The sequence below is a fragment of the Bartonella sp. AP72JLCBS genome (genome assembly GCF_042195705.1).
Classification (GTDB): Bacteria; Pseudomonadota; Alphaproteobacteria; order Rhizobiales; family Rhizobiaceae; genus Bartonella.
In genome coordinates, this window is the sequence record NZ_JBHIOU010000004.1 from 106934 (window position 1) to 131207 (window position 24274).

The following is a 24274-nucleotide window of genomic DNA, read 5'->3' on the forward strand; positions in this document are numbered from 1 at the left end:
AAGGCTGTTGATGCTGTGAAGGAAGCACCTGAAGCAGCTGATAAAGCAGCATCTAGCGCGGTGGAAAAAGCCACTGACGCTGTTGATAAGGCTGTTGATGCTGTGAAGGAAGCACCTGAAGCAGCCGATAAAGCAGCATCTAGCGCGGTGGAAAAAGCCACTGACGCTGTTAATAAGGCTGTTGATGCTGTGAGAGAAGCACCTGAAGCAGCCGATAAAGCAGCGTCTAGCGCGGTGGAAAAAGCCACTGACGCTGTTAATAAGGCTGTTGATGCTGTGAAAGAAGCACCTGAAGCAGCCGATAAAGCAGCATCTAGCGCGGTGGAAAAAGCCACTGACGCTGTTAATAAGGCTGTTGATGCTGTGAAAGAAGCACCTGAAGCAGCTGATAAAGCAGCATCTGATGTGGTGGAAAAAGCTACTAGTGTTGCGGAGCACCAAGGGATTATTTTAGAGAATCAACAGGCTTTATTTAAAGATTATGATTTAGATAAGCTTTTGCATAAGATACGAATGGTGCTTGAGCATAACAGTTTAAAAAATGTTAACAAGCAGTTTCACGAGCTTTTTGATACAGAAGCCTCTTCTGTTTATTCTTGTTCTTTTGAAAAGTCTGCTGTAGATGAAAAATCTCAGACTGTAAAAGAAGAGATGGAGCAGGACCATAGTACAGGTGACCATACAAAGGTTGCTGCTGTGGAAGCTAAGGTGGAGAGCCATGACCATGAAAACAGTCAACCTTTTAACAAAGCGCATGAAGTAAGTGCTCCAATTGAAGCACATCAGAGTGACAATCTTTCTTCTTCTAAAGCTTTGTATAAGGAAGGGTATGATTTTATTCGTTCTGCTAACTATGTTGATGCTGAAAAAAGCTTTTGCGCTTTTCAAAATCGTTACAAAAAAGATTCTTTGAGTGATGATGCTTTATTTTGGTTGGCCGAATCTTTGTTGGGGCAAAAACGCTATCATGAAGCAGCACAAGTTTATCTTACCGCATGGTATGCAGATAAAAAGAAGCTCTATACCTCCGAGATTTTACTGAAATTAGCAAGAAGTATGGTCGCTCTTGAGCCAAATAAAGACGATTGTGCTCATTTTGTGAAAAAATCAAAACGTCAACAAACATTAGCATCTGTTTTTTGTAAACCTGCAAAATAAACAGCGAGGTCGTTTTCGGTGTGCGTTAGACTGGCAAGAAATCTCTTTAAAACATCGGATTTTATTCAATGTCAGAAGTTGATTCTTGCCGTCTCAGGGGGAAGTGATTCTTTGGCTTTGATGTTTTTGGTCAAAGAGCATTTGGAAACACTCGTATTTCCTCCAGAAATGATTGTTGTCACGGTTGATCATCAATTGCGTAAAGAATCGATGCGTGAAGCAGAAACTGTTGCGAAAATTTGTCGTGTCCATGATATTCAACATATCACTGTGCGATGGGAAGGCGAAAAGCCAAAGACGCATATTGCTTCCAGCGCGCGTGTTGCACGCTATGATCTCTTGGTTAAAGAAGCACAAAAACAAGGCGCATCACTTATTATGACGGGGCATACACTCAATGATCAGGTTGAGACCTATCATATGCGGTATCAACGTCTCCAAAAGAATAGAGGTGCTTTATATAGTGAAGCTGTTGCCATGTGCGATGAGGTTTATGCCAGTGGTTTTGCTGGTGCTTTGCGCGGTGAAGCCGAGGGTATACGTGATGAGGATCATACCAGAAAAACAAAAAAAAATATTGCCGAAAAAAACTATGGTCCCCTTTATGAGCGTGGTTTATCCTGTATTCCGCGTGAGGCGTTGTTGCATAGAAAAGTGCGTTTGATTCGGCCACTCCTTGGTGTAAAACGCCAAACATTACGGAATTATTTACGCTTACAAGGACAAACATGGATTGATGATCCAACCAATGAAGATCGCAATTTTGAACGTGTGCGCGTGCGTCAATCTCTTTCTCCACAAAAATTGGCTTATATTGCTCAAAAAATAAATGAAGCCGCATTGCAGCGTCGTCAACAAGCCAAAAATATTGCTGATTTGATCTTAGCGCTGGATATTACTGTCCAACATGGGCGTTGTTTCATAGCAAAGCCTGCGCTGTTTTTACAGAAACATTCCAGTTTTCCTTTTGTGGTGGGGCTCTTTGCTGTGCTGATGGGAGGGGGATTTTATTTGCTCCCCAATCAGAAATTAAGCATGCTTGTTCAAAAACTCTGTCTCGATTCTTCAGAAAAGCGGCGTTTTACTTATGCGGGCTCTGTTATTGAATATAACAAGCAGGGAATTTCTTTGTGGCGTGAAGGGCGAAATATGAAAGAGGCTATTGTTGAGCCAGATAAAACTTTTATATGGGATGGGCGCTATCATATCACAAATCATGGATATGAGGCTATAAAGGTTGGAGCCGCAAATTTAGAACAGCTGAAATTTTTATTAAAAAATAGCGATTTTGAGCTTGAAAAGCCTCATTTTCCCTCTTTACAATCGCTGCTGATGATCTCAAATCATAAAGGGTATGATATTCCAGAGTTGATTTCTCAAGCAGTTGTTCATAAACATGTTATCGTCAAGCGGATTATGGCACCTTTCGATTGGCTTTCCTCACGAGAAGATGCAGCCTTGGTGAATGTTGTGGAACCTTTTTTTAATATTGAGGTGAAAAGATAAAGGAAAATTACTCTAAAAGAAAATAAACAGCTTCTCATCCCTTGGCAAGGGGCTGACAAGGTTATATGTTAAGGGGAACTGTTTGAAATCTATATTTGATTAAGTGGGCTGAATATGAATTCCAATTACCGCTCTCTCCTTATTTGGGGAGTTATTGCCTTGATTTTGATTGTGTCGTTTTCTCTCTTTAATGGAGATAGCCAACGTTCTGGTGGTGGAGAAGTCTCCTATTCTGAATTTTTGCAAAAAGTTGAGAATAATGAGTTGAAATCTGTGACCATTCAAGGTCAAAAATTAACAGGAAAAACCATTGAACATAGAGCTATTTCAACCTATGCTCCTCGCGATCCAGGTTTGATACAAAAATTGGAAAGCAAAAACGTCAATGTTAAAGCTATTCCTGAAAGCTCTGGAAATAGCATTTTCCTCAATCTCCTCTTTTCCTTGTTGCCTGTTATTATTATCGTGGGGGCGTGGGTCTTTTTTATGCGGCAAATGCAAAATGGATCACGCGGTGCAATGGGATTTGGGAAATCGAAAGCAAGATTGCTTAATGAAGCGCAAGGACGTATTACCTTTAAAGATGTTGCTGGCGTTGAAGAAGCAAAGCAAGATCTTCAAGAAATTGTTGAATTTTTACGCGAACCACAAAAATTTCAACGCTTAGGGGGGCGTATCCCACGCGGTGTTTTGCTTGTTGGTCCTCCAGGAACCGGTAAAACTTTGCTAGCACGTTCTGTGGCCGGTGAAGCCAATGTGCCATTCTTTACCATTTCAGGGTCTGATTTTGTTGAAATGTTTGTTGGTGTTGGGGCAAGCCGTGTGCGCGATATGTTCGAACAGGCTAAAAAAAATGCACCTTGTATTATCTTTATTGATGAAATCGATGCTGTTGGGCGCCATAGGGGGGCTGGTCTTGGCGGTGGAAACGATGAACGTGAACAGACCTTAAACCAGTTGCTTGTCGAAATGGATGGGTTTGAGCCCAATGAAAGTATTATTCTTATTGCTGCAACAAACCGTCCCGATGTGCTTGATCCCGCTTTGTTAAGACCAGGGCGCTTCGACCGACAAGTTGTTGTGCCAAACCCTGATGTTTCTGGGCGTGAACAAATCTTGAAAGTGCATGTGCGCAACGTGCCTTTAGCGCCTAACGTTGATTTGAAAATTTTGGCAAGGGGAACACCAGGATTTTCTGGTGCAGACCTGATGAATCTGGTCAATGAAGCTGCTCTTATGGCTGCAAGCCGTAATAAAAGAGTTGTCACGATGCAAGAATTCGAAGATGCCAAAGATAAGGTGATGATGGGGGCGGAACGTCGTTCAACCGCTATGACACAAGAGGAAAAAGAACTCACTGCTTATCACGAAGCAGGACATGCTATTGTGGCTCTTAATGTGCCGGTTGCTGATCCTGTCCACAAAGCAACAATCGTTCCAAGGGGAAGAGCATTGGGAATGGTGATGCAATTGCCTGAAGGCGATCGCTATTCCATGAGTTATCGGTGGATGATTTCTCGTCTGGCCATTATGATGGGTGGACGTGTGGCTGAAGAATTAAAGTTTGGAAAGGAAAATATCACATCTGGTGCTTCTTCTGATATTGAACAAGCAACGAAATTAGCTCGCGCGATGATCACACGGTGGGGATTTTCTGATCTGCTTGGAAATGTAGCTTATGGCGATAACCAAGATGAAGTCTTTTTGGGTCATTCTGTTGCGCGAACACAAAATGTCTCTGAAGAAACAGCGCGCATGATTGATATGGAAGTGCGTAAGCTTATTGATGATGCCTATAAAAATGCGACAAACATTTTGAAAACAAAAAGAAAAGAATGGTTTGCTTTGGCACAAGGTTTGTTGGAATATGAGACTTTAACGGGAGCTGAAATTAACGAAGTTATTGCAGGAAAGCCTCCTTCACGCACACAGAAAGATGAGGGTGCTGCGCCACGGGGGTCTTCTGTTCCAAAAACTGGAAAAATGAAGACAGAGACAACAGTGGTAGATGAAAAAAACGCTGAAGCAGCCCCTAAAACAGTGCTTCATAAAGCAGAGACAGATAAAGGCGAGGCAGGCAAAGCAGAGGCAGCTGTTGGGAAAAAAACAGCAAAATCCGGTAATGTTGAGCCTAAGGAGGCTCAGTCTAAAGAAGTGCAATCGGATGAGACTGAGAAAAAAGCGCAAAGCACAAAAGGCACCACAAAATCAGTCAACCGCTCTAAAAGTAATGCTGAAAAGAAGTCCAATACTGCGGGACATGATAAAGAAAAATAAGAATTATTTAATATCGCTTGAGTGACGATGTTTTAGGAAAACTTCTAATTTTTTTGAGAAAGGCGCAAGTTTTGTTTGCGCCTTTCTTGTAATATTTGCAAAAATATGAAAGCAAAAAATTAAGCAAAGCCGTTGTATGATGGCGGCTTTAGCATGCTACAAGGCGAGGTGGACTGTTGCTTTTCTAATGTGGTAGGGGGTTGTAAGGTTAGGCGATAGATTTCCTTGCTGATTTGGTAGGGTATGAGGTTTGGTGCTGGGTTTCTTTACGGATTTAGCAAGTGTGTGAAATTATCCGTTGGTTGTGTTAAAGGGATGTATAGAGCATTTTGAGGAGATAATATTGCTTTTATGTGTGAGGGTGTAAACATAATTGCTTGAGAGTGGTTTAGATGTGTAGATGGTGAATAGGGGGCTTGATTGTTTAAATGCATGAAGGTTTAGATCAATGATCTGATTTTATACGGGGAGAGGAGGACTATTGTACCAAGGGGGCTTGTTAGGTTTTAAAAAAAACAAGGGAAGAATTATATATTAAAGGAAAGAGGCATGGTGCAAAAATATTTTGGTACAGATGGAATTCGGGGGAAAGCCAATTCATTTCCTATGACACCCGATTTTGCCATGAAGGTGGGGATGGCTGTAGGGGTTTTATTTCGCTCACAACATCAATCTCATCGTGTGGTGATTGGCAAGGATACACGATTATCTGGCTATATGTTAGAAAACGCTTTGGTTTCAGGATTGACTGCTGCGGGGATGGAAGCTTTTTTATTGGGTCCAGTGCCAACCCCTGCTGTTGCAATGCTTTGCCGCTCTTTGCGAGCGGATCTTGGGGTGATGATTTCTGCTTCTCATAATCCGTTCTATGATAATGGAATTAAACTTTTTGGTCCTGATGGTTTTAAACTTTCAGATGATATGGAAGCCAAAATTGAACAATTGATCGATACAGATCTTTCAAAATCTTTAGCAAGTTCTGCCGAAATTGGTTATGCAAAACGGGTTGAGGGAGATATTTATCGTTATATTGAATATGCCAAACGAACTTTGCCGCGTGATGTTCGCTTAGATACTGTGCGTATTGTTGTGGATTGTGCTAATGGGGCTGCTTATAAAGCGGCTCCCCGTGCTTTATGGGAATTGGGGGCTGAGGTTTTTGCTATTCATGATGAACCCAATGGGACCAATATTAATCAAAAATGTGGATCAACCGATTTAAGCTCTTTAAAACGAAAAGTGCATGAAGTGCGTGCTGATGTGGGGATTGCTCTTGATGGAGATGGAGATCGTGTTCTCATTGTGGATGAAAAAGCACAAACGGTTGATGGAGATCAGTTGATTGCTGTAATTGCTGAAAATTGGCATAAAATGGGACGATTACGGTGCAATGGTGTTGTCACAACGATTATGTCAAATCTTGGACTAGAGCGTTTCTTGAATAGCAAAGGGTTGCACCTTGTAAGGACAAAAGTTGGAGATCGTTATGTTGTCGATGCCATGCGCCAAAAGGGATATAATGTTGGTGGTGAGGCTTCTGGCCATATCGTGCTTAGTGATTTTGGTACCACGGGTGATGGCTTGGTGGCTGCATTGCAGATTTTAGCCTGTATGAAGGAAAGTCAAAGCCCTATGAGCCAATTGTGTAAACGGTTTGAACCTGTACCGCAAATTTTAAAAAATGTAACGATTAAAAATAAAAATGTCTTGAAAAAAAATCCCGTCAAAGCGGCCATTGATCAAGCAGAGAAGCGGTTGGGAAAAGAGGCAAGGCTGGTGATCCGCGCTTCTGGAACTGAGCCGGTTATCCGCCTTATGGCTGAAGGCGATGCACGAGAAGTATTGGACACTGTCGTGACAGAGTTGATGGATGTTATTATTCATCATGATGTACGCATGGGGACTGCACTTGAGGAATCTTGAATTTTTTGAAAAAATTATCAGATCATCTTTGAATAAAGGTCTGATTTTAATGCGGGATTTTGGCAATTACAAAAGGTATGATTATTAACTCTGTTAGTGATGTAATAACGGTAATGGATACTCTATCTACGAACAAATTAAATAAAAAAGGGAAAAGTCTAATTCTAATAACTACTATGCGTATAGATTTCTCTATAGTTCGTAAGATATAAAAAATATGCCTTTTTTTGATTTTCCTTTTTCTTTTACTTATTCGTAAATCGGTTATTAGTTTAACAGAGTTTGTAGGGGGGGAGTTTATTAGTGTTATTCATTCTTTTTACTGGACATACAGCGGGTGCAGCGCCCCATGAACATCAAACAGCAATGATCATTGTGGTTATATCATCTTGATGTTTCTAAGTGCCGCTGCCAATTGGAGATATGATACGCTCCTATTACGTTTAGCTCCTCCTAATTATGAACTTATACTTTTCCAATAATTAGTAGAATAATGAGAAAGAGATGAGAATGATCGATTTTTTCACGACAGTTCTAATGTTTATAAAGTAAAAAAGCCATGTGATGTAAAAATAATGAACATTTTTTGGATCTTGGAAGGGTACACTCTATATTCATTTACAATTTTAAGATTTAAACATAAAAGGATTGAAGCCTTCTATAATACTGGTACGACTGAAGGGATTAGAACCGCCCATGCTCAAAAATTAAAGCGTATTCTAGGTGCTTTTGAAGTAGATGTATCGCCAAAAGATTTGAGTTATCCGTCCTTTTAATTACATCTGCTAAAGGGCGATTTCAAGGATTATTAGTCAATTACTGTAAAGGGAAATTGTCGCGTAATATTTCGCTTTGATAGCATAGATGTCGAAATGTTTGATTATCTGGATTATCATCAAAAAGCAGGTCTAAACAATGATGAAGAATCCTTCACATCCCGGTGAATTATTGCGTGAAGATGTGATCAAAGAGCTTGGTTTATCCTTTAATGAAGCAGCAGAGTGGCTTGGTATATCTCGTGTAGCACTTTCTAGAGTTTTAAATGAAAAAGCCGCTATGAGTGCTAATCTTGCTATTAGGCTTGAAATGGCAGGTGTAAGCACAGCACGTGCTTGGCTTACTATGCAAACAAATTATGATCTATCAAAAAAAAATCCTTAACAACAGTCCCATGATCAAGATTGCATAAAAGAGTTTCAAATGGCAGTTAAGTTTTTGCAACAGAAACGTATACAAGAGCTAAATCATGCGTATGAGCGTACAAGGTCAAAAGATGTAACGCGGGTAAGACAAGGAATAAAATCTTGTTTCTATAGTCTGTTTGGCTATAATAAATATAAGCAAAGGAGGGTTTTAATATGTTGAGTGAAGAGGAAATTAAGCTGCGTCGCCTCTATGCTGAAAATGCATTGGCAAGCCAACGTTTAGAGGGATTAGAGCCAGATCCAAAAGTCGTTGAGCAAATGGAACGTGTTATTATTGGAGAGTTTGAAACAAGTGATATCCTCAAAGATTATATGGAGAGGGTAAAACGTGGAGAAGTATAAGGGGAGCGGTGATCCTTATACTGATCCTGAAACTGGTGTGATGTATAATCGGTTTGGTATTAAAGACAAAGCCACGCTGCAACGTGTAGAATCTACGATTTCTTATGTGAAATCTTTCGAATTTGTACATACTCCTATTGGTGGTAAGTTTGATCTGGATTACATGAAAGAGATTCATAGAAGACTGTTTGGCGACATATATGAATGGGCGGGACAAGTTCGTTTAGTGGATATTGCCAAAGGCAATAGTATGTTTGCTAGTTATAATCAGATTGAAAGTTATGCACCGAAGATTACAAAAAAGCTTGCAAAAGAACAGTATCTGCGTGGTCTTGGTGCTTATGACTTTAGCCAAAGGGCTGGATATTACATGGGCGAGTTGAATGCGTTGCATCCGTTTCGAGAGGGGAATGGGCGTACTCAGCGCGAATTTATGGTGCAACTTGCTCGTGAAGCTGGTTATCATATCAACTGGAAGGGTATTGAGCGACAAGAAATGACACGTGCGTCAATTGAAGCACATTTTGGTAATTCAGAATATCTGTCTGCACTCATCTATAAGAACCTTACCAAGTTTACAGAAAATAAAAGGGATGATGTTTCTCAAGGTATTGGCAAAAATATTGCTTTTTGCGTTGATCTTAATAAAGAGTGCTTGGAACAACAAAAAGAGAAGATTGAAACTCCTTGGGATAGAGAAAAGACAAGTTTTGCTAAACGTCAAAAAGAAGAACTTGAACAATTACAAAATGATTTGAATGTTGTTGCAAAAGCAACAGAACGAGAGCCATACCTTGCGGCTTATACGGATAACTCTAATCTAGAACAGAAGGTGCTAAGCGCTCTTAGAAATAAAAAATCTTACATTGATATGTTTAAGGAGTTAAACAGTCATTTAGCATCTATTTATAAAGATCCACAAGAGGCTGCGCTTAGGATTGAGCAAACGATTTTAGCAGGGAAAGGCGATAAACTCTCTGATATTTTGGATAGGGCACCTGATAGAGCGGGCGAACTGCGTGGATCAGATCGTTTTATCGATAAATTGAAGGCTACAGGAAAAGAACGAAAAGAAGCGCTTTATCATGTTCCTCTTGCACTTTCTTCTATTAAAATGCTTCAATCCTTTTATGAGAATTCTTATGAGACGCTGATGGTTAGTGTTACACGGGAGCGTGAACAGTTAAAAGTAGAGGTTCCGTCACTTTCACAAGAAGCAGTGACTTTTATGAAAAATGTTGAAGCTGGTCGTGATAGTTATTCAAAGATACCAGAGCAGGTTAATCAAGAGTTTTTAAAGCTACAAATTGTTTTAGATAAACGTTTTGGACATGATGCCATTCATAAATATGGTTTTGATTTATCAAAAGCAATCCCCAAAGAACAGTCTTATAATAAAGAACGCATAAAAGAGTTTCAAATGGCAGTTAAGTTTTTGCAACAGAGACAACAGGAGAAAATCAACGCAATAGCGCGTGCAAGATCAATAGATATGATACGGTAAGGGCAAGGATAAAGCCTTATACTGTATAAGCCCTATTAAGTCATACGGTAAAAGAGAGGTAATCAAAGGAGGTGTTTAATATGGGTGTGACAAAAGATGTTGTACGTGCCTGCATAGATAGGGCGTTAAAAAAATCCGGTGAAATATTAGCAAGTTTAGGACTTACGGTGTCTGATTTCATCCGTATTGCTTTGACAAAAGTTGTTCATGAAAAAGGATTGCCGTTTGATATGTCTATTTCTAATGCGAAAACGCTTAAAACTTTTGAGAAAAGTGATAAGGGTTAAGAGAAGTGACAAGGGTAAAGAGATATAGCTGAAGATAGGTAAGATTTGTTTTGTCATTTGGATATTTGATATTTCTGATCATTCACTTCAAATTAGCTTTTCATTTACATCATTATCGTTATGGGTGTTTCCGTATATTGAATGATGTATGCAAACCGTGATTGAAATGGCAGCTTATTGAATTTCTGTGAAAGAAGAAGGCATATCGCCTGAATAATTATTTGATATTGTTTCTTTTATTGCTACTCATTCAGATGCTGGTGGTCTTATGCAAGGTATGAGAGAAAGCCAAGGAAAGTTAGGTTTAAAAGCATAAGAGTAAAAGTGGGGGATATAAGGTTATACCCTTTTTTGGTGGTTAAAATATTCCGGTGTTGATCGAAGATATTTACAGTCAATCATCTTGAGGTAATTTGACAAAATCAGAGAGGAATGCGTTGAAGAAAATTTTTATATTGCGCCTTGATGAATATCGAAAAGAATAATAATGGATAAGGCACATAAAGCAGGATCTCGTATATTACAAGGTGCTCGTGAAGCTCTTGTCTGAAGCTAAAGGTGAAGCGGATACTAAATTTGGTATCTATATTCCTGCAAATGTTGATGTCAAAAAAAATCAGAAAAAATATAGGGTTATAGATATCATTTTCGGCACGTTTTGGTTTTCCTGTGGGGCGCATGCGTGATTGGGAATGGGGATGATATTTTTACTTCTTTTTACTTGTTGTTTTCGATTATTGACACTGAACTTGAAGCTATGGTGGTAATTTAGCACGCGATGATATCCGCGGCTTATAATCGTGTTTTTAAGAAAGCTCTATTGGTATAGTTTTTGCTTATAAAAAAGGGTGTGAGGGGTAGCGTTTTTTTAAAAAGCATCACGGCGTTTGAAAGGGTCGTAATAGATTTCTGTTACACGAAATTTGCCTTCGAGGCGTTTACATTGGATGATGACATCTATCATCGAGATTAATAAGCCGCGGATATCATCGCGTGCTAAATTACCACCACCGTCACTTTCTTTGACTAAAAGGGTCATTTGTTCAAAGGCTGCAAGGGCTGTTGAGGCATGGACGGTGGTAATGGAGCCGGGGTGACCAGAGTTGACATTACGGATATAGTAAAAGGCTGTACCATCACGCAGCTCTTGTAGAAGGATTCTGTCGGGGCGCATGCGTAATCCTGATTCAAGCAGTTCTTTTGCGCCTGCTTTTGCTAAGCCTTGGTTATCTTTTGAATAAAAGAGCTGCACTTTGTTGGCGTGCGGAACGACAAGTTCTGGCGTGTCTTCAATGGTGAGAATTCGTTCATAGTCAGGGATTTTTGCAATCAAAGCTTTGGAGAGGGTTGTTTTACCAGAACCGGTTTTGCCCGATATTAAGATATTTTGTTGTGTAATAACGGCTCTTTCTAAAAAGTTGCAAAAGTCTTTGGCGATAAAGAGATCTGTTAGCTCTTTGTCTGTATCAGAGAGTTCGGATAATCGTTCTGTCATTTGTTGCGTGGGTGTGAAACTGGTGTTTTGGGCGACAGAAAACAGATTGTTTTCATGTAAACTTTCAAGAGAAAAAGTGCGTGATGAAGGTTTACGAATGGTCATGCTAATGGTATTGGCTGCAACAGCTGGAGGCATAACAATTTGTATGCGTTCGTTGTTTGGCAGTGTTGCGGAGAGAACGGGGTTTTCTACACTGATTTTTTGTGTTGTGTAGGCAGCAACAACTTTTGCAATCCCTTCTAGTTCGCTGTAGGTTAGCTCTTTTAAGATGTGGGTTTGCCAACCATTGGGACCCTCAACGATTACTTCGCCAGGGCGATTGATGACAATTTCAAATAAATTGTCATCATTGAGGAAGTCATCTAAGATCTTTAATTTTGTTAAAACGATGGAGGCGCGTTCTGCATTTTTTGCTGATGGCATAATGTGACTTTATTGGCTTAATGAAAAAAGGAATAGCTGGGAGTAGAGCGGTTTCTTTTGCTCTTTACGACTAGTTTATAGACAGAGGAAAAATCGAGATCTTTTGCTACAAAGATGTTGACCAGTTCGCCTTGAAATTTTTCTAAGGTAGGAGGGATGTTGATTTGATTTTCAAGAGCAATACTGGCGGCCTCTTTTCCAGTGTTGTTTGCGCCTTCAAAACCGCCGCCTCCAGAGTTGTTTGAACCTTCTTTATTGGAATTGCCTACTATTTTATTTGTTAAAACTGTTGTGGCACCATCAATAACGGTCAACAAAAGGGAAGAGCCAAAGCGTTCCCACCAATGGGTGTTGATGTTGCCATCAAAACCAGCTCTTCCTAAACTGTCGGTTGCGGGTGAGGCAAGGTCGATGATGACACCGGTTGGGGTTTTTGCTCTTGTCCAGAGTACAAAGAGGCGAGATTGACCTTGTTTTATCCCTCCGCGGTATTCGCCAATCACTTGGGTTCCTTTATCAAGCAAAACAACGCGCCCATTGTCAGAGAGGATATCACGGTTGATGATGCAGCTTGCAAAGCCTGGTTGCTCACTGTTTAATGCGGTTTCTAAGATACAGGGAATAGAGGTTCCCATGGCGATGATAAAGTTTCTATTGCCGATGAGTTTTGCTTTTGCTTTTGCTTCTTCTGTTTTGGTAGGCTTTAATAGGGTTGCAAAATTTTGTGTGTCTTGAAGGGCAGGAGAATTTTGCGCATTCGCGAGATTTTCAAGGGCATGGAATTTGTCAAAGGGGTTGAGAGTCGTGTTGACGATGTCTTTTAATTGAGATTTAGAGCCTTTGGCAAAAGCTAAAACAGGGGCGCGTCTTGCGGCATCAAGTAGTGGGTCATCTTTTTTGGGTTCTTGTGCGAGTGGTTGTGGGGGTGGTAAGGTTATTGGTGCTATGTTTGCACGCGGGTCAGAGGGGGCGAGCTCTAAAGGAGCGAGGGAATTGTGAAAGCTTTTTTCTTGTTTTTTATGAGCTTTTGCGGTGTCTTTTTGTTCTGTGGGGGAGGATAAGATGTTCCAGAGCACATAGCCGCAGATTCCTATACAGGCTATTGCGACAACTATTTTTTTGCCAGCGGTTTTGGCGCTATTGTTTTTGCCATCCCCAATAGATCCGCGATCTTCGATGATTGGTTTATCACTCATGTGTTGTCCCCTTCAATTCCCGCTTATTTAAAGATCTGATGCAACTTTACGTTCAACAGATGGTGAGGTTGTTCCGGTATTTGGATTTGTGCCTTTTGGTTGATAGGCTTCGTTAAAGACGCATAGGACGTTTTTTCCCTGTCTTAGGGTGAAGCGTGCGCTAATGGCATGGACAATCACCATGTTGCCTCTCGTGGTTTTGGGAACCAGCGATTCTGTACCGTCATTGCTGACAATGTAAATGGCAGGGACTTCTTGGTTGTCTGGAAATGTAAATGTTGTTGTTTTGCCATTGTCATAAACGGAGGAGGGTTCAAGAGTGATAGAGCCTTGAGCGGTGTAAGCCCAATTGCGAGGTCCGTAGGTTTCAGAAGCGTTGAAGACATTATCGATACGCTGGGCTTGTTGTTTTTCTTGTCGCATAAGGGCTGCGAGTCTTCTTTGTTCTGCTTCTTCTTGTGGGTAGCGAAATTTCACAAGGAAATATGTTTCTTGTCCAGATGAAATTTCCCCATCTTTGACCATGAGTTCAAATTGATAGGAGCGCTTTGAGCCATCAAGCTTTGTGGTGACGACTTGGAGATTGGTAATGGGTTGGACTTCCCGCGCTTTAAGGAAAAGAATATTGCCAGCGGGAGCGACTTCCCATGCAACGCTGTTGCCAATTGCCACATGGGCAATTTCTTCATTGGGAGAAAATTCTATTTGTACCGATGAGCGTATGGAGCCAATAATTTTTGTGACATTATAGGCATCATAGTTGATAAAGCGAATGCGGCTATCGCTTGGCGCGCGGGTGGGAAAAATACTGGCATGGCTAGGCGTTAAAGAAAGGGTAATAGCGATGTTAAGAATGAGAAAAAGAATTTTTTTTGTCATGATCAGTTGACCACTTCCGGATCGGTTCTATATTCACTAACAATAAACCCTAGAGGATTTATCAAACGGTTTTGGACAGAGATAGGGGCATTGATGTATTCAAAGGTAAGTGTTGCAACCCAGTGGGTGATGAATTCTTTGTTGTTGTCGTTGTCATGAATGGTTCTGTAGTAACGCACTTGGGCGACATCGTCATTGATAAAGGAGATTGATTTTATTGTTATTGTAACGGCGGCGTGTTTATAGAGAATTTGAGGACTTTGGGGATTTCTTGCTCCATACCAGCTGGCAAATCTTTCCTGTTCTTCTGAAGAAGAGAGGAGGGAGACGGTTTGGAAGTTGTGTTGTGTTTCTTCTGTGGTGAAGCCTTCACGGGAGCGGACATATTTTGCAGCAAAGTAGCGTGTGATTGCTTCGTCGACATTGGTGGGACCTTCTTTTAAGGCTTCCACAACTTCGGTGATGCCGGTTGAATTGTCGACGCGGATGACAAAAGGTTCCACGGTTTTAAGGGGTGTGAGGGTGATGACCGCGAGAGAAGACAGTATTGCAACAGCAACGGCGATGCCGGCAATGGCAAGCGAGACGCGGGTGGTGCGGCGTGAGGCGAGCATGCGATCTTGATCAAACGAGCGTGCTTCAGCAATGTATTGTTCTATGTCTTTTTCTTTCATGCTTTTTGCCCGCAATTTTTGTAAGATTTGATTTCTTCATCCGTTAATTTTTGTGCCAGAAGCATTTCCAGCTTACCTTCTTTTAGGGATGAAGGGGTGTTGTTACTGATGATAATGGGTGTGGGCGTGGGTTTTTTCCCTTCCCAATTCCACATTGATCTGTTGAGTGGACGTTTAGAATATCCATCACACTTTGGGAGTGACTTCAGTGTGTTTGGTGAAGACATACAGCCACTGAGAAAGAGAAATGGTAAGATAATCCCAATTTTTTTAAATTCCCGCATTTTAACTTAGACCTTTTTTTAATAGTGATGTTAATTTTTTAACGCCCTTCGCTATCGTGTTGGCTGTTGCTTTAGCAGCTTTACCTGTTAGTTGAGCCGTTGTTTTAGCGACTGGTCCTGATCCTGTAAGAGAAGCCCCCCCAGAGGCTAAAGCTGATGCGATATCAGGGAGTCTGAGGAAAAGAAAAATACCACCAAGACCAACAACCAAGAATTGAATTAAAGTAGTGAAGATATTGTCAATACCTCTTGAAAAAACGTTCATTGAAATCTTGACATATAAACCACCAAGCAGCACGACTAACACATATAAAATGATGAAGTTTGCAACTTGCCCTAACCATGCTTCTGTGAATTTTCTGGTTGAGGAAAACATATAGAGGCTTATGAAGAGTGGTCCTATTGATAGGACAAGAAATGATCCCAGTTTAGCAAATAATGAAACAACAAAACCGACTAGACAAAAAAAGGCAGCAACTACTAGGCAGATAAAACCAGCAATCCATGTCGCAATAAACATCCCCATTTGAGTCAGACCTGTGTACTGGTTTGCTGCGTCCAAAACCTGTGCTCCAGCTTGGTTCATCATATTGTCCCATACATTTCGATCCGAATGTGCTCCTTGTGTGACGTTTGCAATGGCATTTGGTAGATCATGGAAAAATATCCCACTGACCCACTCATTATAAAGAGCAGCGTTTGTGGCAAGTGAAACAATGATGCCGAGTTTGAAAGTTGTCGCTATAAATTCCCATAAGGGCATGGAAGAGCGCCCATAGATGATATTGTACCCCATAAATATAATGTAAATTGTACAAGACAGCTTAAGTGGAGCACCTAAGCTTGATGAAAGACTTTTAATGGCGTTACCCATTGCCTCTGTAAGGGGCTCCATTAACATATCATCTATATCAGTAAAGATGCCTTTGGTTACTATTGCCATTGAGATGCTCCGCTCTTCATTGTGTCTTAATGGTTATTTTGTTCTTTTGCCGCGCGCTCTTTTGCTTCTAGTTCAGCTTTCCTTTTTTCAAGATCGTCCCTCATTTGAGCTTTCAATTTTTCCATTGATTTGCGATTTTCTTCTTCAATTTTACGACTTCTTTCTGCTGCTTTTGCTTCATACTCTTTCTGAAGTTCTAAAAATGCTAACCGCATGTTTTCACAATTCTTTGAAGTTCCTGCAAATCCACATTTCGCATCCCACTCGAAGCGTAAATTTTTATCTTTTTTAAATTCTGCAACGCTATAGGTTTTTTCACAACCAGCTGTGATGAGCCCTGTGCAAAGTAGCAATGTTGTTATGAGAACTTTATTCATCGATATTTCCCCTTCTTTCTTTCAGTTTTACAAGGTTTGAGCACAATCTTTAAATTCTGCTTGTGTTATCGGTTTTTATAACCAGTGATGATAAATCTAGGGCAGAGACATAATCTTGCCATAAATCTATTGTATAGTCTGTAAGGTTCTTTAAGTTGAGCAGCTAAAGCGCAATAGCGATGTGTAATGGTGCTATCCATTATTTTTGTAATGGGATTCATCAACATATCATCTATGTCAGTAAATACGCCTTTGGTTACTATTGCCATTGAGATGCTCCGCTCTTCATTATGTCTTAATGGTTATTTTGTTGTTCTTCTGCCGCGCGCTCTTTTGCTCTTCGTTCTTCTTCAGCGCGTGTTTCCGCTCTTTGTTTTTCGAGTATTTTTTGAGTATTAGCTCTCATTTTTTCAATCCAAGCTTTTTGTTCAGCTTGAAACTTTTCATCTATTTTGCGATTTTCTTCTTCAATTTTACGGCTTCTTTCTGCTGCTTTTGCTTCATATTCTTTCTGAAGTTCTAAAAATGCTAACCGCATGTTTTCACAATTTTTTGAAGTTCCTGCAAATCCACATTTCGCATCCCACTCTAGGCGTAATTTTTCATCTTTTTTAAATTCTGCAACGCTATAGGTTTTTTCACATCCAGCCGTGATGAGCCCTGTGCAAAGTAGCAATGTTGTTATGAGAACTTTATTCATCAATATTTCCCCTTTTTCCTTTCAGTTTTACAAGGTTTGAGCACAATCTTTAAATTCTGCTTGTGTTATCGGTTTTTTATAACCAGTGATGATAAATCTAGGGCAGCGACATAATCTTGCCATAAATCTATTGTATAGTCTGTAAGGTTCTTTAAGTTGAGCAGCTAAAGCGCAATAGATGTTATCCATTGTTTTTGTAATGGGATTCATCAACATATTGTCTATCTTAGTGAATATGCCTTTGCTTTCTACTGCCATTGAGATGCTCCGCTTTTCATTATGTCTTAATGGTTATTTTGTTGTTGTTTTGCCGCGCGCTCTTTTGCTTCCTGTTCTTCCTCAGCACGTCGCTTTGCTTCTTGTTCAGCTAGTATTTTCTTAGTATTAGCTCTCATTTTTTCAATCCAAGCTTTTTGTTTCGCCATAAATTCTTCATATCTTTTGCGATCGTTCTCTTCCGCTTGACGCTCTCTTTCTTCTGCTTGTGCTTCATATTCTTTTTCAAGTTCTAAAAATGCTAACCGCATGTTTTCACAATTCTTTGAAGTTCCTGCAAATCCACATCTAGCATCCCACTCGAAGCGTAAATTTTTATCTTTTTTAAATTCAGCGACGCTATAAGTTTTTTCACAGCCAGCAGCGATAATTCCAGTGCCAAGTAGCAATGTTGTTATGAGAACTTTATTCATCAATATTTCCCCTTTTTCCTTTCAGTTTTACAAGTTTTGAGCACAATCTTTAAATTCTGCTTGTGTTATCGGTTTTTATAACCAGTGATGATAAATCTAGGGCAGAGACATAATCTTGCCATAAATCTATTGTATAGTCTGTAAGGTTCTTTAAGTTGAGCAGCTAAAGCGCAATAGCGATGTGTAATGGTGCTATCCATTATTTTTGTAATGGGATTCATCAACATATCATCTATGTCAGTAAATACGCCTTTGGTTACTATTGCCATTGAGATGCTCCGCTCTTCATTATGTCTTAATGGTTATTTTGTTGTTCTTCTGCCGCGCGCTCTTTTGCTCTTCGTTCTTCCTCAGCACGCTCTTTCGCTTCTTGTTCAGCTAATTTTTTTTTAGTATTAGCTTCCATTTTTTGAAGTCTGGCTCTCATTTTGGCTTCGGAATCTCTAATCATTTTTTGAAACTTTTCATCATCTTCACGCTCTCTTTCTTCAGCTTTTGCTTCATATTCTTTTTGAAGTTCTAAAAATGCTAACCGCATGTTTTCACAATTTTTTGAAGTTCCTGCAAATCCACATTTCGCATCCCACTCTAGGCGTAATTTTTCATCTTTTTTAAATTCAGCGACGCTATAGGTTTTTTCACATCCAGCAGCGATAATTCCAGTGCCAAGTAGCAATGTTGTTATGAGAACTTTATTCATCAATATTTCCCCTTTTTCCTTTCAGTTTTACAAGTTTTGAGCACAATCTTTAAATTATGCTTGTGTTATCGGTTTTTATAACCAGTGATGATAAATCTAGAGCACAGACATAATGTTGCCATAAATCTATTGTATAGTCTGTAAGGTTCTTTAAGTTGAGCAGCTAAAGCGCAATAGCGATGTGTAATGGCGCTATCCATTGTTTTTGTAATGGGGTTCATCAACATATTGTCTATCTTAGTGAATATGCCGTTGCTTTCTACTGCCATTGAGATGCTCCGCTCTTCATTATGTCTTAATGGTTATTTTGTTGTTCGGCTTTAGTGCGCTCTTCTGCTTCTCTCTTGGCTTGTTCTTTTGCTTTTTGTTCAGCTTTCCATTTTTCATGTTCAGCTTTTTGTTTAGCCATAAGTGCATCCATACCTTTCCTATACTCCTCTGCTGCTTTACGACGTCTTTCTGCTGCTTTTGCTTCATATTCTTTTTGAAGTTCTAAAAATGCTAACCGCATGTTTTCACAATTCTTTGAAGTTCCTGCGAATCCACATTTAGCATCCCACTCTAGGCGTAATTTTTCATCTTTTTTAAATTCTGCAACGCTATAGGTTTTTTCACATCCAGCAGCGATAAGCCCTGTGCAAAGTAGCAATGTTGTTATGAGAACTTTATTCATTATTTATTGTCCTGTTGTTGTTTAGCTTTAGCGCGCTCTTCTGCTTCTCGTTCGGCTTGTTCTTTTGCTTTTTGTTCTTCTTCAGCTTGCCTTTTTTGATATTCAGCTTCTCTTTTTTCAAGATCGGACATTATTTTAGCTCTAGCTTTTTTTAATGCTTCATGAAGGTTCTCTTCCGCTTGACGCTCTCTTTCTGCTGCTTTTGCTTCATATTCTTTTTGAAGTTCTAAAAATGCTAACCGCATGTTTTCACAATTTTTTGAAGTTCCTGCAAATCCACATTTAGCATCCCACTCTAGGCGTAATTTTTCATCTTTTTTAAATTCTTCTACGCTGTAGGTTTTTTCACATCCAGCTGTGATGAGCCCAGTGCAAAGTAGCAATGTTGTTATGAGAACTTTATTCATGATTAATGACTGTCCTGTTGTTGTTTAGCGCGCTCTTTTGCTTCTTGTTCTTCTTCAGCACGTCGCTTTGCTTCTTGTTCGGCTCGGAATTTTTCATTCTCAGCTCTCATTTTTTCAATCCAAGCGTCTTGTTCAGCTTTAAATTTTTCATCTATTTTGCGATTTTCTTCTTCAACTTTTGCCTGACGTTCTTTCTCAAGTTCAGCGCCTGCTACTCTTAGGTTTTCACAATTTTTTGAAGTTCCTATCCCTCCACATCTCGTGACCCATTCATCAAATAATTTTGGATTTTTTTTAAATTCTGCGACGCTATAGGTTTTTTCACATCCAGCTGTGATGAGCCCTGTGCAAAGTAGCAATGTTGTTATGAGAACTTTATTCATTATTTATTGTCCTGTTTCTTTTCAGAATCTTGTTTATCGTCATTTGTTGAGCCAAATCCTCCCCATTTTTTACGGGTTTCAAGTTCAGCTTGCTCTGCATTTTTACAATTTTTCGAATTCAAATCCCCTGACGTCAAACATTTCACTAATACTTCTTCCATCAGTTTTTTATTTTTTTTAAGTTCTTCTACGCTGTGGGTTTTTTCACATCCAGTGGTGATGAGCCCTGTGCAAAGTAGCAATGTTGTTATGATGATCTTGTTCATATTCAAGCCCCTCTTTTTTCTCGTTTATTGACCACGCATTTTTTGGGCTAAAGCTTTGGTTCGTGCTTTAAATTCTTCTATTTCACGTCTTTCTGCCGCTTTTTCTTCTGCTTGTTGAATCATTGCGGCGGCTTGCATTTGAAGGACTTGTGTTTGGAGTTTTGCTTGTATCGCTTCTAGTTGTGCTTGAATGCCTTGAATTTTACCCGCATCTTCAGTACTTCCAAGTTCGTCAAGAAGCTTGGTAATGTTTTTTTGTGTTTCACTGGCTTCTTCGTAGACGTCTTGTCCTTTTGCTGCTTGTCCTACTACGCGCTGTTCAGCTTTTTTCACTTCCTGTGTGTAAAAAGCATCTACTGCCTCTTTTGAGTCTGCGCCCCCCGCGGGCTCTTTGTATTTAAGCTCTTCTTGCCATTTTTGCGTGTTTTTGCTGCCGCCGCCACCGCCACCACCGCCGCTGCCCATCGATTGTTGAAAGTGGTTAAAGTCTGAAGGAAGGGCGCCACTGCTCCCTTGCTTGTTAAACATCTCTTTCAATCCCGAAATGTCAGGCTTGACATTTAAGGAGTTATATAACTGTTTCGCTTGATCGAGTTGGCTCTTTAATTGCTCAAGCTGTTGTGCACCTTGTTGAATTTGTTCTTGCAACTTGTTAAGCTGTTGTTGGCCTTGTTGAACTTGTTTAATCATTTGTCCAAAAGCCTTGGGATCAAATACAATACCGCCAAAACCAAATGAATTGGTTGTTAAACCAAAAGAAATTGCGCAAAGAGCTGTTGCCAATAAAAGTTTTTTCATTGTTTTGACCTTTCTTGAAAAATAGGAAGCCATTTTTCTGGAGATTGTCCAACTTCATCCATAATGGTCTCTAGGAGTTCAATATTCTTGGTGGTGCCACTTAAAATGGCTATTTCATCATCAAAGCCGCGTAAATTCAGTTCTGCTACAACTGAACTTTGTCCTTGTTTGATGAGAAAACGCCGTGACTCACGGCTTAATTCTGATTGTATCAGGTTAAATTCTCTGTCCGATAATTTAAAACCTTCTACATAATCCCCATGATTGCCCTTTTGATTGGGAAAATAAATTTGTGTGGGGCATTGCTCTATAATGGTGTGGGCAATGGTCGAATTGATCGCATCTTTGGGAGATTGCGTTGCAAACAACATCAAACCATTTTGTTTACGGATAGTTTTCAGCCTGTCTTGCGCAAAGGCTTTAAAGGAATCATCCTCTAAGGCTTTCCAAAATTCATCAATGACAATGATAATACGACGCCCATCAATCAGAGACAAAATCCTATGAAAAAGATACATCATTAATGGGGGACGAATTTCATTATTATCTAAAAAATCCGTCATGTCATAACCAATAAATTTTGCATCAATGCCAATGTCGTCATCAGGATTGTCAAAAACCCACCCTAAGGCATTGCCTTTACACCATCTTTCTAAACGACCCGCTATCCCCTCCCTGTGCGTGGTGTCAAAAAACATTTGTAAGGCCGATATTGTCCGTTGTTCTTTTGGCAACAAGGCAAGTTGGTCAACAGCCGCTGTAATGTCTTGTCTTTCTGATTCACTGATCTTTTGATCTTCAGACGAAACAAGCTTTATAATCCATTGGCGTAAAAAAACTCTATCTGCTGGATTGTTATAGTCTAAGCCTTTTAGCGGTGCTATGCCTGTCGGTCTACCATTCTTCAAGGGCATATAAGTGCCGCCACCCGCTCTGACAAAAAGTTCTGCACCCCGATCTTTATCAAAAAAGACCATATTGGGATCATGCTTTTGAAGTTGTGCTAAAAGAAAATTGACAATAACCGTTTTCCCAGAACCAGAGGGACCACAAACAAACGTATTGCCTAAATCTCCAAAGTGAAAGTTAAAATAAAACGGTGAACCAGCAGAGGTTTTCATCAAGGCTACCGCTGGTCCCCACACATTGCCATCTATTTTTCCAACCGGAAAAGAATGAAAAGGAGAAAGCGCTGCATAATTGCGGCTTGTTATTGCACCAGAGCGGGTGCGATAAGCATAATTGCCAGGCAATTGTGCCCACCAAGCTGCTGCTAACCCTAAGTCTTCCCGCGCAATCACAGCCCCACCATCTGTAAGACGAGAACGCGCTTTGGCAAGATTATCCGCTAACTCTTGCGGCGTATCAGCAAAAACTGCCAATGATAAATGATGCTCCCCTAAAACAAAACGATTGGATTCAAGATCATCAAGCGCATCATCCAGTTCCATAATTTGTGAACCTGCTCGATCTCCTGCATTGACCATTTGATTCTGTTTGCGCCCCATAATCTGTTTGGCAGCATTTTTGCTCTTGAAAATAAAAGATTGGGTAAAAATAAACTCAAAGGGAAGGGTGAGCAAACCATCCGCCATGCCTACCCTGGTTTTTGCTGGATATTCTTTCCAACCAAACATGCCCGCAAACCGCTGTGCCGCCTCATAGCGTATTTCTATGATCTCTTTCCCAAAAATGAGACGGTCTGAATAAACAGTCGAAGCTATCGTCCCCCATGTGAGAGGTATCCGTTCACGACGACCTCCCACCAATTGGTGGATAAACTCACTTTGCTGCGAATAAATATTACCTTCATGTTCATAAAGACTCAATCTTCTTGCACCATAACGCTCTAAATTTTGAATAAGATCTGTGGTAATATCTTCAAGCTTGCGAATGGACTCTGCATCAACTTCTGTCTTTTCTTGCTTGGCTTTGCCTAAACGTTTGAAAAACTCCACTAATTTATCCGTTTGATCAACGTGTGGATTCCACAAAATCGAAAGATAAAGATCATTGCGATAAAGCTCCTGTGAAATCATCCGGTCGCGATATTTATCATCTAATTGCTTGGCAAATGCCGATCTGAAATTCCCATCCGGATAAATCGTTTCACGCTTTCTGATAATATGGCTATAAAGCGCTATCCGTTCATCCGCTATGTTTTTAAACAGATTATTGAGCTGTTCGTGAAGCACATTCAGATCAATAATATCTGCTGTCTCAAAGTTAATCCCTTCAAGTTTAATAACGCTCATGAGAGCGCGTGAATCCAGCGCAATGATGTGCTTGTTGACATGGCGCACATAAGGAATGATCGCCTCTGGCTGCTTTTCACGTTTGCGCTCTGTTCTATTCATTATAATTCCTCATAATTACGAATTAATCGTAATGGAGAAATACTTCCCCCACCCCATAGACTCGAATTTCTGGCAAAAATAGATGTCTTTTGCCATGTCAGAAGAATACGAAATTTGTTATGGTCATGCTTTAGGATTTCCTTGAATATGAAATGCAGCATCACACCAAAGGTTAGAAGAAAAATATTGCCTGCCATAATGAACAATATCATCGTTCCTATCCCATTTAATCCCATAGCTTCCACCGTCACGCCCGCAATCATTGCAGGGCGCGTGCAAGCAAGAAATAACGTATCTTCTGTTAGCTTGTCGTGCTCTTTCATGGCTTTGAAAGGCAAAGTTTAATGGGAAAACATTGATACGATTTGCGTTGCACCCATAACAATGCCGATGCCAACACAAACGAAAAAAGCTTTACGCATTTCAACATAACCAGCAATCCAAGCAAGCCCAATACCAGCAACCGCAATGGTTGCAATTGATGTTGCAATTTTTCCTGTTAAAGCTTCAATTATTTTATCAAGAGCAGTTTCAATTTTTCCGAAGCCGCCATCGGCAAATGCTGGTTCACTCAGTGCCATGAAGGCAATAAACAGCATCAATGCTGCTGTTAACCATTTCTTTTGGGTGTTGGATAGAATAGTTTTTTGTAAGGTATGTTCATTAATGAACGAATTATTCATGTTTTTCATGAAAATTCCCCCGCTTTATGTTTAAGTTGATCACAAAATTAATATTCAAAATATTAATCGGGAATCATATAAATGAAAAAAATAAATTTTTCTATCGATAAATTAATAATATTTAATCTTTTATTATTTAATA

Annotated in this window: 30 protein-coding genes and 1 pseudogene; 9 read left to right on the forward strand and 22 right to left on the reverse strand. The window is 40.0% G+C overall.

The features are described from left to right. From ACFILO_RS03605 to ACFILO_RS03645, 9 genes and pseudogenes are all read left to right on the forward strand, one after another. Positions 1-1158: pseudogene (locus ACFILO_RS03605) on the forward strand (tol-pal system protein); the annotation flags it as partial. An 18-nt stretch (positions 1159-1176) separates the two neighbouring features. Beyond that, positions 1177-2664, forward strand: a complete 1488-nt coding sequence (gene tilS / locus ACFILO_RS03610; protein WP_375652439.1) for a tRNA lysidine(34) synthetase TilS — start codon at positions 1177-1179, stop codon at positions 2662-2664. Between the two features lie 114 nt (positions 2665-2778). Further along, positions 2779-4941, forward strand: coding sequence for an ATP-dependent zinc metalloprotease FtsH (ftsH, locus tag ACFILO_RS03615; RefSeq protein WP_375632033.1), 2163 nt, complete (start codon positions 2779-2781; stop codon positions 4939-4941). 549 nt (positions 4942-5490) lie between these two features. Then, a complete protein-coding gene (glmM, locus tag ACFILO_RS03620; protein ID WP_375613213.1) occupies positions 5491-6864 on the forward strand; it encodes a phosphoglucosamine mutase in 1374 nt (457 codons plus the stop codon). Positions 6865-7779: 915 nt separating this feature from the next. Beyond that, positions 7780-8025: a HigA family addiction module antitoxin gene (locus ACFILO_RS03625; protein ID WP_375632031.1), complete on the forward strand. Its 246-nt coding sequence runs from the start codon at positions 7780-7782 to the stop codon at positions 8023-8025. 197 nt (positions 8026-8222) lie between these two features. Next, the gene (locus ACFILO_RS03630; RefSeq protein ID WP_375632029.1) at positions 8223-8411 is read left to right on the forward strand and encodes an antitoxin VbhA family protein; all 189 of its coding nucleotides are present in this window, start codon (positions 8223-8225) and stop codon (positions 8409-8411) included. Then, positions 8398-9915 carry a type II toxin-antitoxin system protein adenylyltransferase VbhT gene (gene vbhT, locus ACFILO_RS03635; protein ID WP_375677843.1) on the forward strand — a complete coding sequence of 506 codons (1518 nt, stop codon included), beginning with the start codon at positions 8398-8400 and terminating at the stop codon, positions 9913-9915. The genes ACFILO_RS03630 and vbhT overlap by 14 nt, the downstream gene beginning before the upstream one ends. Before the next feature lie 80 nt (positions 9916-9995). Then, the gene (locus ACFILO_RS03640) at positions 9996-10202 is read left to right on the forward strand and encodes a type II toxin-antitoxin system RelB/DinJ family antitoxin (protein WP_375637582.1); all 207 of its coding nucleotides are present in this window, start codon (positions 9996-9998) and stop codon (positions 10200-10202) included. 542 nt (positions 10203-10744) lie between these two features. Then, on the forward strand, positions 10745-10888 hold the full coding sequence (locus ACFILO_RS03645) for a hypothetical protein (RefSeq protein ID WP_375613217.1): 144 nt from the start codon (positions 10745-10747) through the stop codon (positions 10886-10888). A gap of 182 nt (positions 10889-11070) precedes the next feature. On the opposite strand, the gene virB11 is transcribed toward ACFILO_RS03645, so the two are convergent. The 22 genes from virB11 to ACFILO_RS03755 form a co-directional block, all read right to left on the reverse strand. After that, positions 11071-12123, reverse strand: a complete 1053-nt coding sequence (virB11, locus tag ACFILO_RS03650) for a P-type DNA transfer ATPase VirB11 (RefSeq protein WP_375644464.1) — start codon at positions 12121-12123, stop codon at positions 11071-11073. A 17-nt stretch (positions 12124-12140) separates the two neighbouring features. Next, the gene (gene virB10, locus ACFILO_RS03655) at positions 12141-13319 is read right to left on the reverse strand and encodes a type IV secretion system protein VirB10 (RefSeq protein WP_375677844.1); all 1179 of its coding nucleotides are present in this window, start codon (positions 13317-13319) and stop codon (positions 12141-12143) included. A gap of 27 nt (positions 13320-13346) precedes the next feature. Next, complete coding sequence (virB9, locus tag ACFILO_RS03660) at positions 13347-14198, reverse strand: P-type conjugative transfer protein VirB9 (protein WP_375675125.1); 852 nt, start codon at positions 14196-14198, stop codon at positions 13347-13349. A gap of 2 nt (positions 14199-14200) precedes the next feature. Then, the gene (locus ACFILO_RS03665) at positions 14201-14872 is read right to left on the reverse strand and encodes a virB8 family protein (protein ID WP_375613221.1); all 672 of its coding nucleotides are present in this window, start codon (positions 14870-14872) and stop codon (positions 14201-14203) included. Further along, positions 14869-15156, reverse strand: coding sequence for a type IV secretion protein VblB7 (locus tag ACFILO_RS03670; RefSeq protein ID WP_375677845.1), 288 nt, complete (start codon positions 15154-15156; stop codon positions 14869-14871). Before ACFILO_RS03670 ends, ACFILO_RS03665 begins: the two co-directional genes overlap by 4 nt. A gap of 1 nt (position 15157) precedes the next feature. Then, the gene (locus ACFILO_RS03675) at positions 15158-16099 is read right to left on the reverse strand and encodes a type IV secretion system protein (protein ID WP_375677846.1); all 942 of its coding nucleotides are present in this window, start codon (positions 16097-16099) and stop codon (positions 15158-15160) included. 26 nt (positions 16100-16125) lie between these two features. Then, positions 16126-16476 carry an EexN family lipoprotein gene (locus tag ACFILO_RS03680; RefSeq protein ID WP_375677847.1) on the reverse strand — a complete coding sequence of 117 codons (351 nt, stop codon included), beginning with the start codon at positions 16474-16476 and terminating at the stop codon, positions 16126-16128. A gap of 65 nt (positions 16477-16541) precedes the next feature. Continuing rightward, entirely contained in the window at positions 16542-16745 is a 204-nt protein-coding gene (locus ACFILO_RS03685; RefSeq protein WP_375677848.1) for a hypothetical protein, read from the reverse strand. Positions 16746-16771: 26 nt separating this feature from the next. Continuing rightward, positions 16772-17176, reverse strand: coding sequence for an EexN family lipoprotein (locus ACFILO_RS03690; protein ID WP_375641196.1), 405 nt, complete (start codon positions 17174-17176; stop codon positions 16772-16774). Positions 17177-17203: 27 nt separating this feature from the next. Further along, complete coding sequence (locus tag ACFILO_RS03695) at positions 17204-17434, reverse strand: hypothetical protein (protein WP_375677849.1); 231 nt, start codon at positions 17432-17434, stop codon at positions 17204-17206. 26 nt (positions 17435-17460) lie between these two features. Continuing rightward, positions 17461-17865, reverse strand: coding sequence for an EexN family lipoprotein (locus tag ACFILO_RS03700; protein WP_375677850.1), 405 nt, complete (start codon positions 17863-17865; stop codon positions 17461-17463). A gap of 65 nt (positions 17866-17930) precedes the next feature. Further along, positions 17931-18134 (reverse strand): hypothetical protein, encoded by a 204-nt coding sequence (locus ACFILO_RS03705; protein WP_375677848.1) that lies wholly within the window; start codon positions 18132-18134, stop codon positions 17931-17933. 26 nt (positions 18135-18160) lie between these two features. Continuing rightward, positions 18161-18565 carry an EexN family lipoprotein gene (locus ACFILO_RS03710; protein ID WP_375677851.1) on the reverse strand — a complete coding sequence of 135 codons (405 nt, stop codon included), beginning with the start codon at positions 18563-18565 and terminating at the stop codon, positions 18161-18163. A 65-nt stretch (positions 18566-18630) separates the two neighbouring features. After that, on the reverse strand, positions 18631-18834 hold the full coding sequence (locus tag ACFILO_RS03715) for a hypothetical protein (RefSeq protein ID WP_375677852.1): 204 nt from the start codon (positions 18832-18834) through the stop codon (positions 18631-18633). Positions 18835-18860: 26 nt separating this feature from the next. Beyond that, positions 18861-19238 carry an EexN family lipoprotein gene (locus tag ACFILO_RS03720; RefSeq protein WP_375677853.1) on the reverse strand — a complete coding sequence of 126 codons (378 nt, stop codon included), beginning with the start codon at positions 19236-19238 and terminating at the stop codon, positions 18861-18863. Continuing rightward, entirely contained in the window at positions 19238-19645 is a 408-nt protein-coding gene (locus ACFILO_RS03725; RefSeq protein ID WP_375631996.1) for an EexN family lipoprotein, read from the reverse strand. Before ACFILO_RS03725 ends, ACFILO_RS03720 begins: the two co-directional genes overlap by 1 nt. Before the next feature lie 2 nt (positions 19646-19647). Beyond that, positions 19648-20028: an EexN family lipoprotein gene (locus tag ACFILO_RS03730; RefSeq protein WP_375631994.1), complete on the reverse strand. Its 381-nt coding sequence runs from the start codon at positions 20026-20028 to the stop codon at positions 19648-19650. After that, entirely contained in the window at positions 20028-20294 is a 267-nt protein-coding gene (locus ACFILO_RS03735) for an EexN family lipoprotein (protein ID WP_375612514.1), read from the reverse strand. Before ACFILO_RS03735 ends, ACFILO_RS03730 begins: the two co-directional genes overlap by 1 nt. A 24-nt stretch (positions 20295-20318) precedes the next feature. Further along, positions 20319-21092: a type IV secretion system protein gene (locus ACFILO_RS03740; protein WP_375674039.1), complete on the reverse strand. Its 774-nt coding sequence runs from the start codon at positions 21090-21092 to the stop codon at positions 20319-20321. Then, positions 21089-23449: a VirB4 family type IV secretion/conjugal transfer ATPase gene (locus tag ACFILO_RS03745; RefSeq protein WP_375677854.1), complete on the reverse strand. Its 2361-nt coding sequence runs from the start codon at positions 23447-23449 to the stop codon at positions 21089-21091. The genes ACFILO_RS03740 and ACFILO_RS03745 overlap by 4 nt, the downstream gene beginning before the upstream one ends. After that, the gene (locus ACFILO_RS03750) at positions 23449-23772 is read right to left on the reverse strand and encodes a type IV secretion system protein VirB3 (RefSeq protein ID WP_375617900.1); all 324 of its coding nucleotides are present in this window, start codon (positions 23770-23772) and stop codon (positions 23449-23451) included. The genes ACFILO_RS03745 and ACFILO_RS03750 overlap by 1 nt, the downstream gene beginning before the upstream one ends. A gap of 18 nt (positions 23773-23790) precedes the next feature. Further along, a complete protein-coding gene (locus ACFILO_RS03755) occupies positions 23791-24141 on the reverse strand; it encodes a TrbC/VirB2 family protein (protein WP_375613238.1) in 351 nt (116 codons plus the stop codon). Between the last annotated feature and the right edge of the window lie 133 nt (positions 24142-24274).

Coding starts and splice junctions, on each gene's coding strand:
- ACFILO_RS03630 (WP_375632029.1), top strand. CDS start 8,223: ATGTTGAGTGAAGAGGAAATTAAGCTGCGTCGCCTCTATGCTGAAAAT.
- virB9 (WP_375675125.1), bottom strand. CDS start 14,198: ATGACAAAAAAAATTCTTTTTCTCATTCTTAACATCGCTATTACCCTT.
- virB11 (WP_375644464.1), bottom strand. CDS start 12,123: ATGCCATCAGCAAAAAATGCAGAACGCGCCTCCATCGTTTTAACAAAA.
- ACFILO_RS03730 (WP_375631994.1), bottom strand. CDS start 20,028: ATGAATAAAGTTCTCATAACAACATTGCTACTTTGCACAGGGCTCATC.
- ACFILO_RS03755 (WP_375613238.1), bottom strand. CDS start 24,141: ATGAAAAACATGAATAATTCGTTCATTAATGAACATACCTTACAAAAA.
- ACFILO_RS03665 (WP_375613221.1), bottom strand. CDS start 14,872: ATGAAAGAAAAAGACATAGAACAATACATTGCTGAAGCACGCTCGTTT.
- ftsH (WP_375632033.1), top strand. CDS start 2,779: ATGAATTCCAATTACCGCTCTCTCCTTATTTGGGGAGTTATTGCCTTG.
- ACFILO_RS03705 (WP_375677848.1), bottom strand. CDS start 18,134: ATGGCAATAGTAACCAAAGGCGTATTTACTGACATAGATGATATGTTG.
- ACFILO_RS03640 (WP_375637582.1), top strand. CDS start 9,996: ATGGGTGTGACAAAAGATGTTGTACGTGCCTGCATAGATAGGGCGTTA.
- ACFILO_RS03685 (WP_375677848.1), bottom strand. CDS start 16,745: ATGGCAATAGTAACCAAAGGCGTATTTACTGACATAGATGATATGTTG.
- glmM (WP_375613213.1), top strand. CDS start 5,491: ATGGTGCAAAAATATTTTGGTACAGATGGAATTCGGGGGAAAGCCAAT.
- ACFILO_RS03680 (WP_375677847.1), bottom strand. CDS start 16,476: ATGAATAAAGTTCTCATAACAACATTGCTACTTTGCACAGGGCTCATC.
- ACFILO_RS03675 (WP_375677846.1), bottom strand. CDS start 16,099: ATGGCAATAGTAACCAAAGGCATCTTTACTGATATAGATGATATGTTA.
- ACFILO_RS03625 (WP_375632031.1), top strand. CDS start 7,780: ATGATGAAGAATCCTTCACATCCCGGTGAATTATTGCGTGAAGATGTG.
- ACFILO_RS03710 (WP_375677851.1), bottom strand. CDS start 18,565: ATGAATAAAGTTCTCATAACAACATTGCTACTTGGCACTGGAATTATC.
- ACFILO_RS03745 (WP_375677854.1), bottom strand. CDS start 23,449: ATGAATAGAACAGAGCGCAAACGTGAAAAGCAGCCAGAGGCGATCATT.
- ACFILO_RS03750 (WP_375617900.1), bottom strand. CDS start 23,772: ATGAAAGAGCACGACAAGCTAACAGAAGATACGTTATTTCTTGCTTGC.
- ACFILO_RS03735 (WP_375612514.1), bottom strand. CDS start 20,294: ATGAACAAGATCATCATAACAACATTGCTACTTTGCACAGGGCTCATC.
- ACFILO_RS03740 (WP_375674039.1), bottom strand. CDS start 21,092: ATGAAAAAACTTTTATTGGCAACAGCTCTTTGCGCAATTTCTTTTGGT.
- ACFILO_RS03725 (WP_375631996.1), bottom strand. CDS start 19,645: ATGAATAAAGTTCTCATAACAACATTGCTACTTTGCACTGGGCTCATC.
- ACFILO_RS03695 (WP_375677849.1), bottom strand. CDS start 17,434: ATGGCAGTAGAAAGCAAAGGCATATTCACTAAGATAGACAATATGTTG.
- ACFILO_RS03715 (WP_375677852.1), bottom strand. CDS start 18,834: ATGGCAGTAGAAAGCAACGGCATATTCACTAAGATAGACAATATGTTG.
- virB10 (WP_375677844.1), bottom strand. CDS start 13,319: ATGAGTGATAAACCAATCATCGAAGATCGCGGATCTATTGGGGATGGC.
- ACFILO_RS03720 (WP_375677853.1), bottom strand. CDS start 19,238: ATGAATAAAGTTCTCATAACAACATTGCTACTTTGCACAGGGCTTATC.
- ACFILO_RS03670 (WP_375677845.1), bottom strand. CDS start 15,156: ATGCGGGAATTTAAAAAAATTGGGATTATCTTACCATTTCTCTTTCTC.
- ACFILO_RS03700 (WP_375677850.1), bottom strand. CDS start 17,865: ATGAATAAAGTTCTCATAACAACATTGCTACTTGGCACTGGAATTATC.
- ACFILO_RS03690 (WP_375641196.1), bottom strand. CDS start 17,176: ATGAATAAAGTTCTCATAACAACATTGCTACTTTGCACAGGGCTCATC.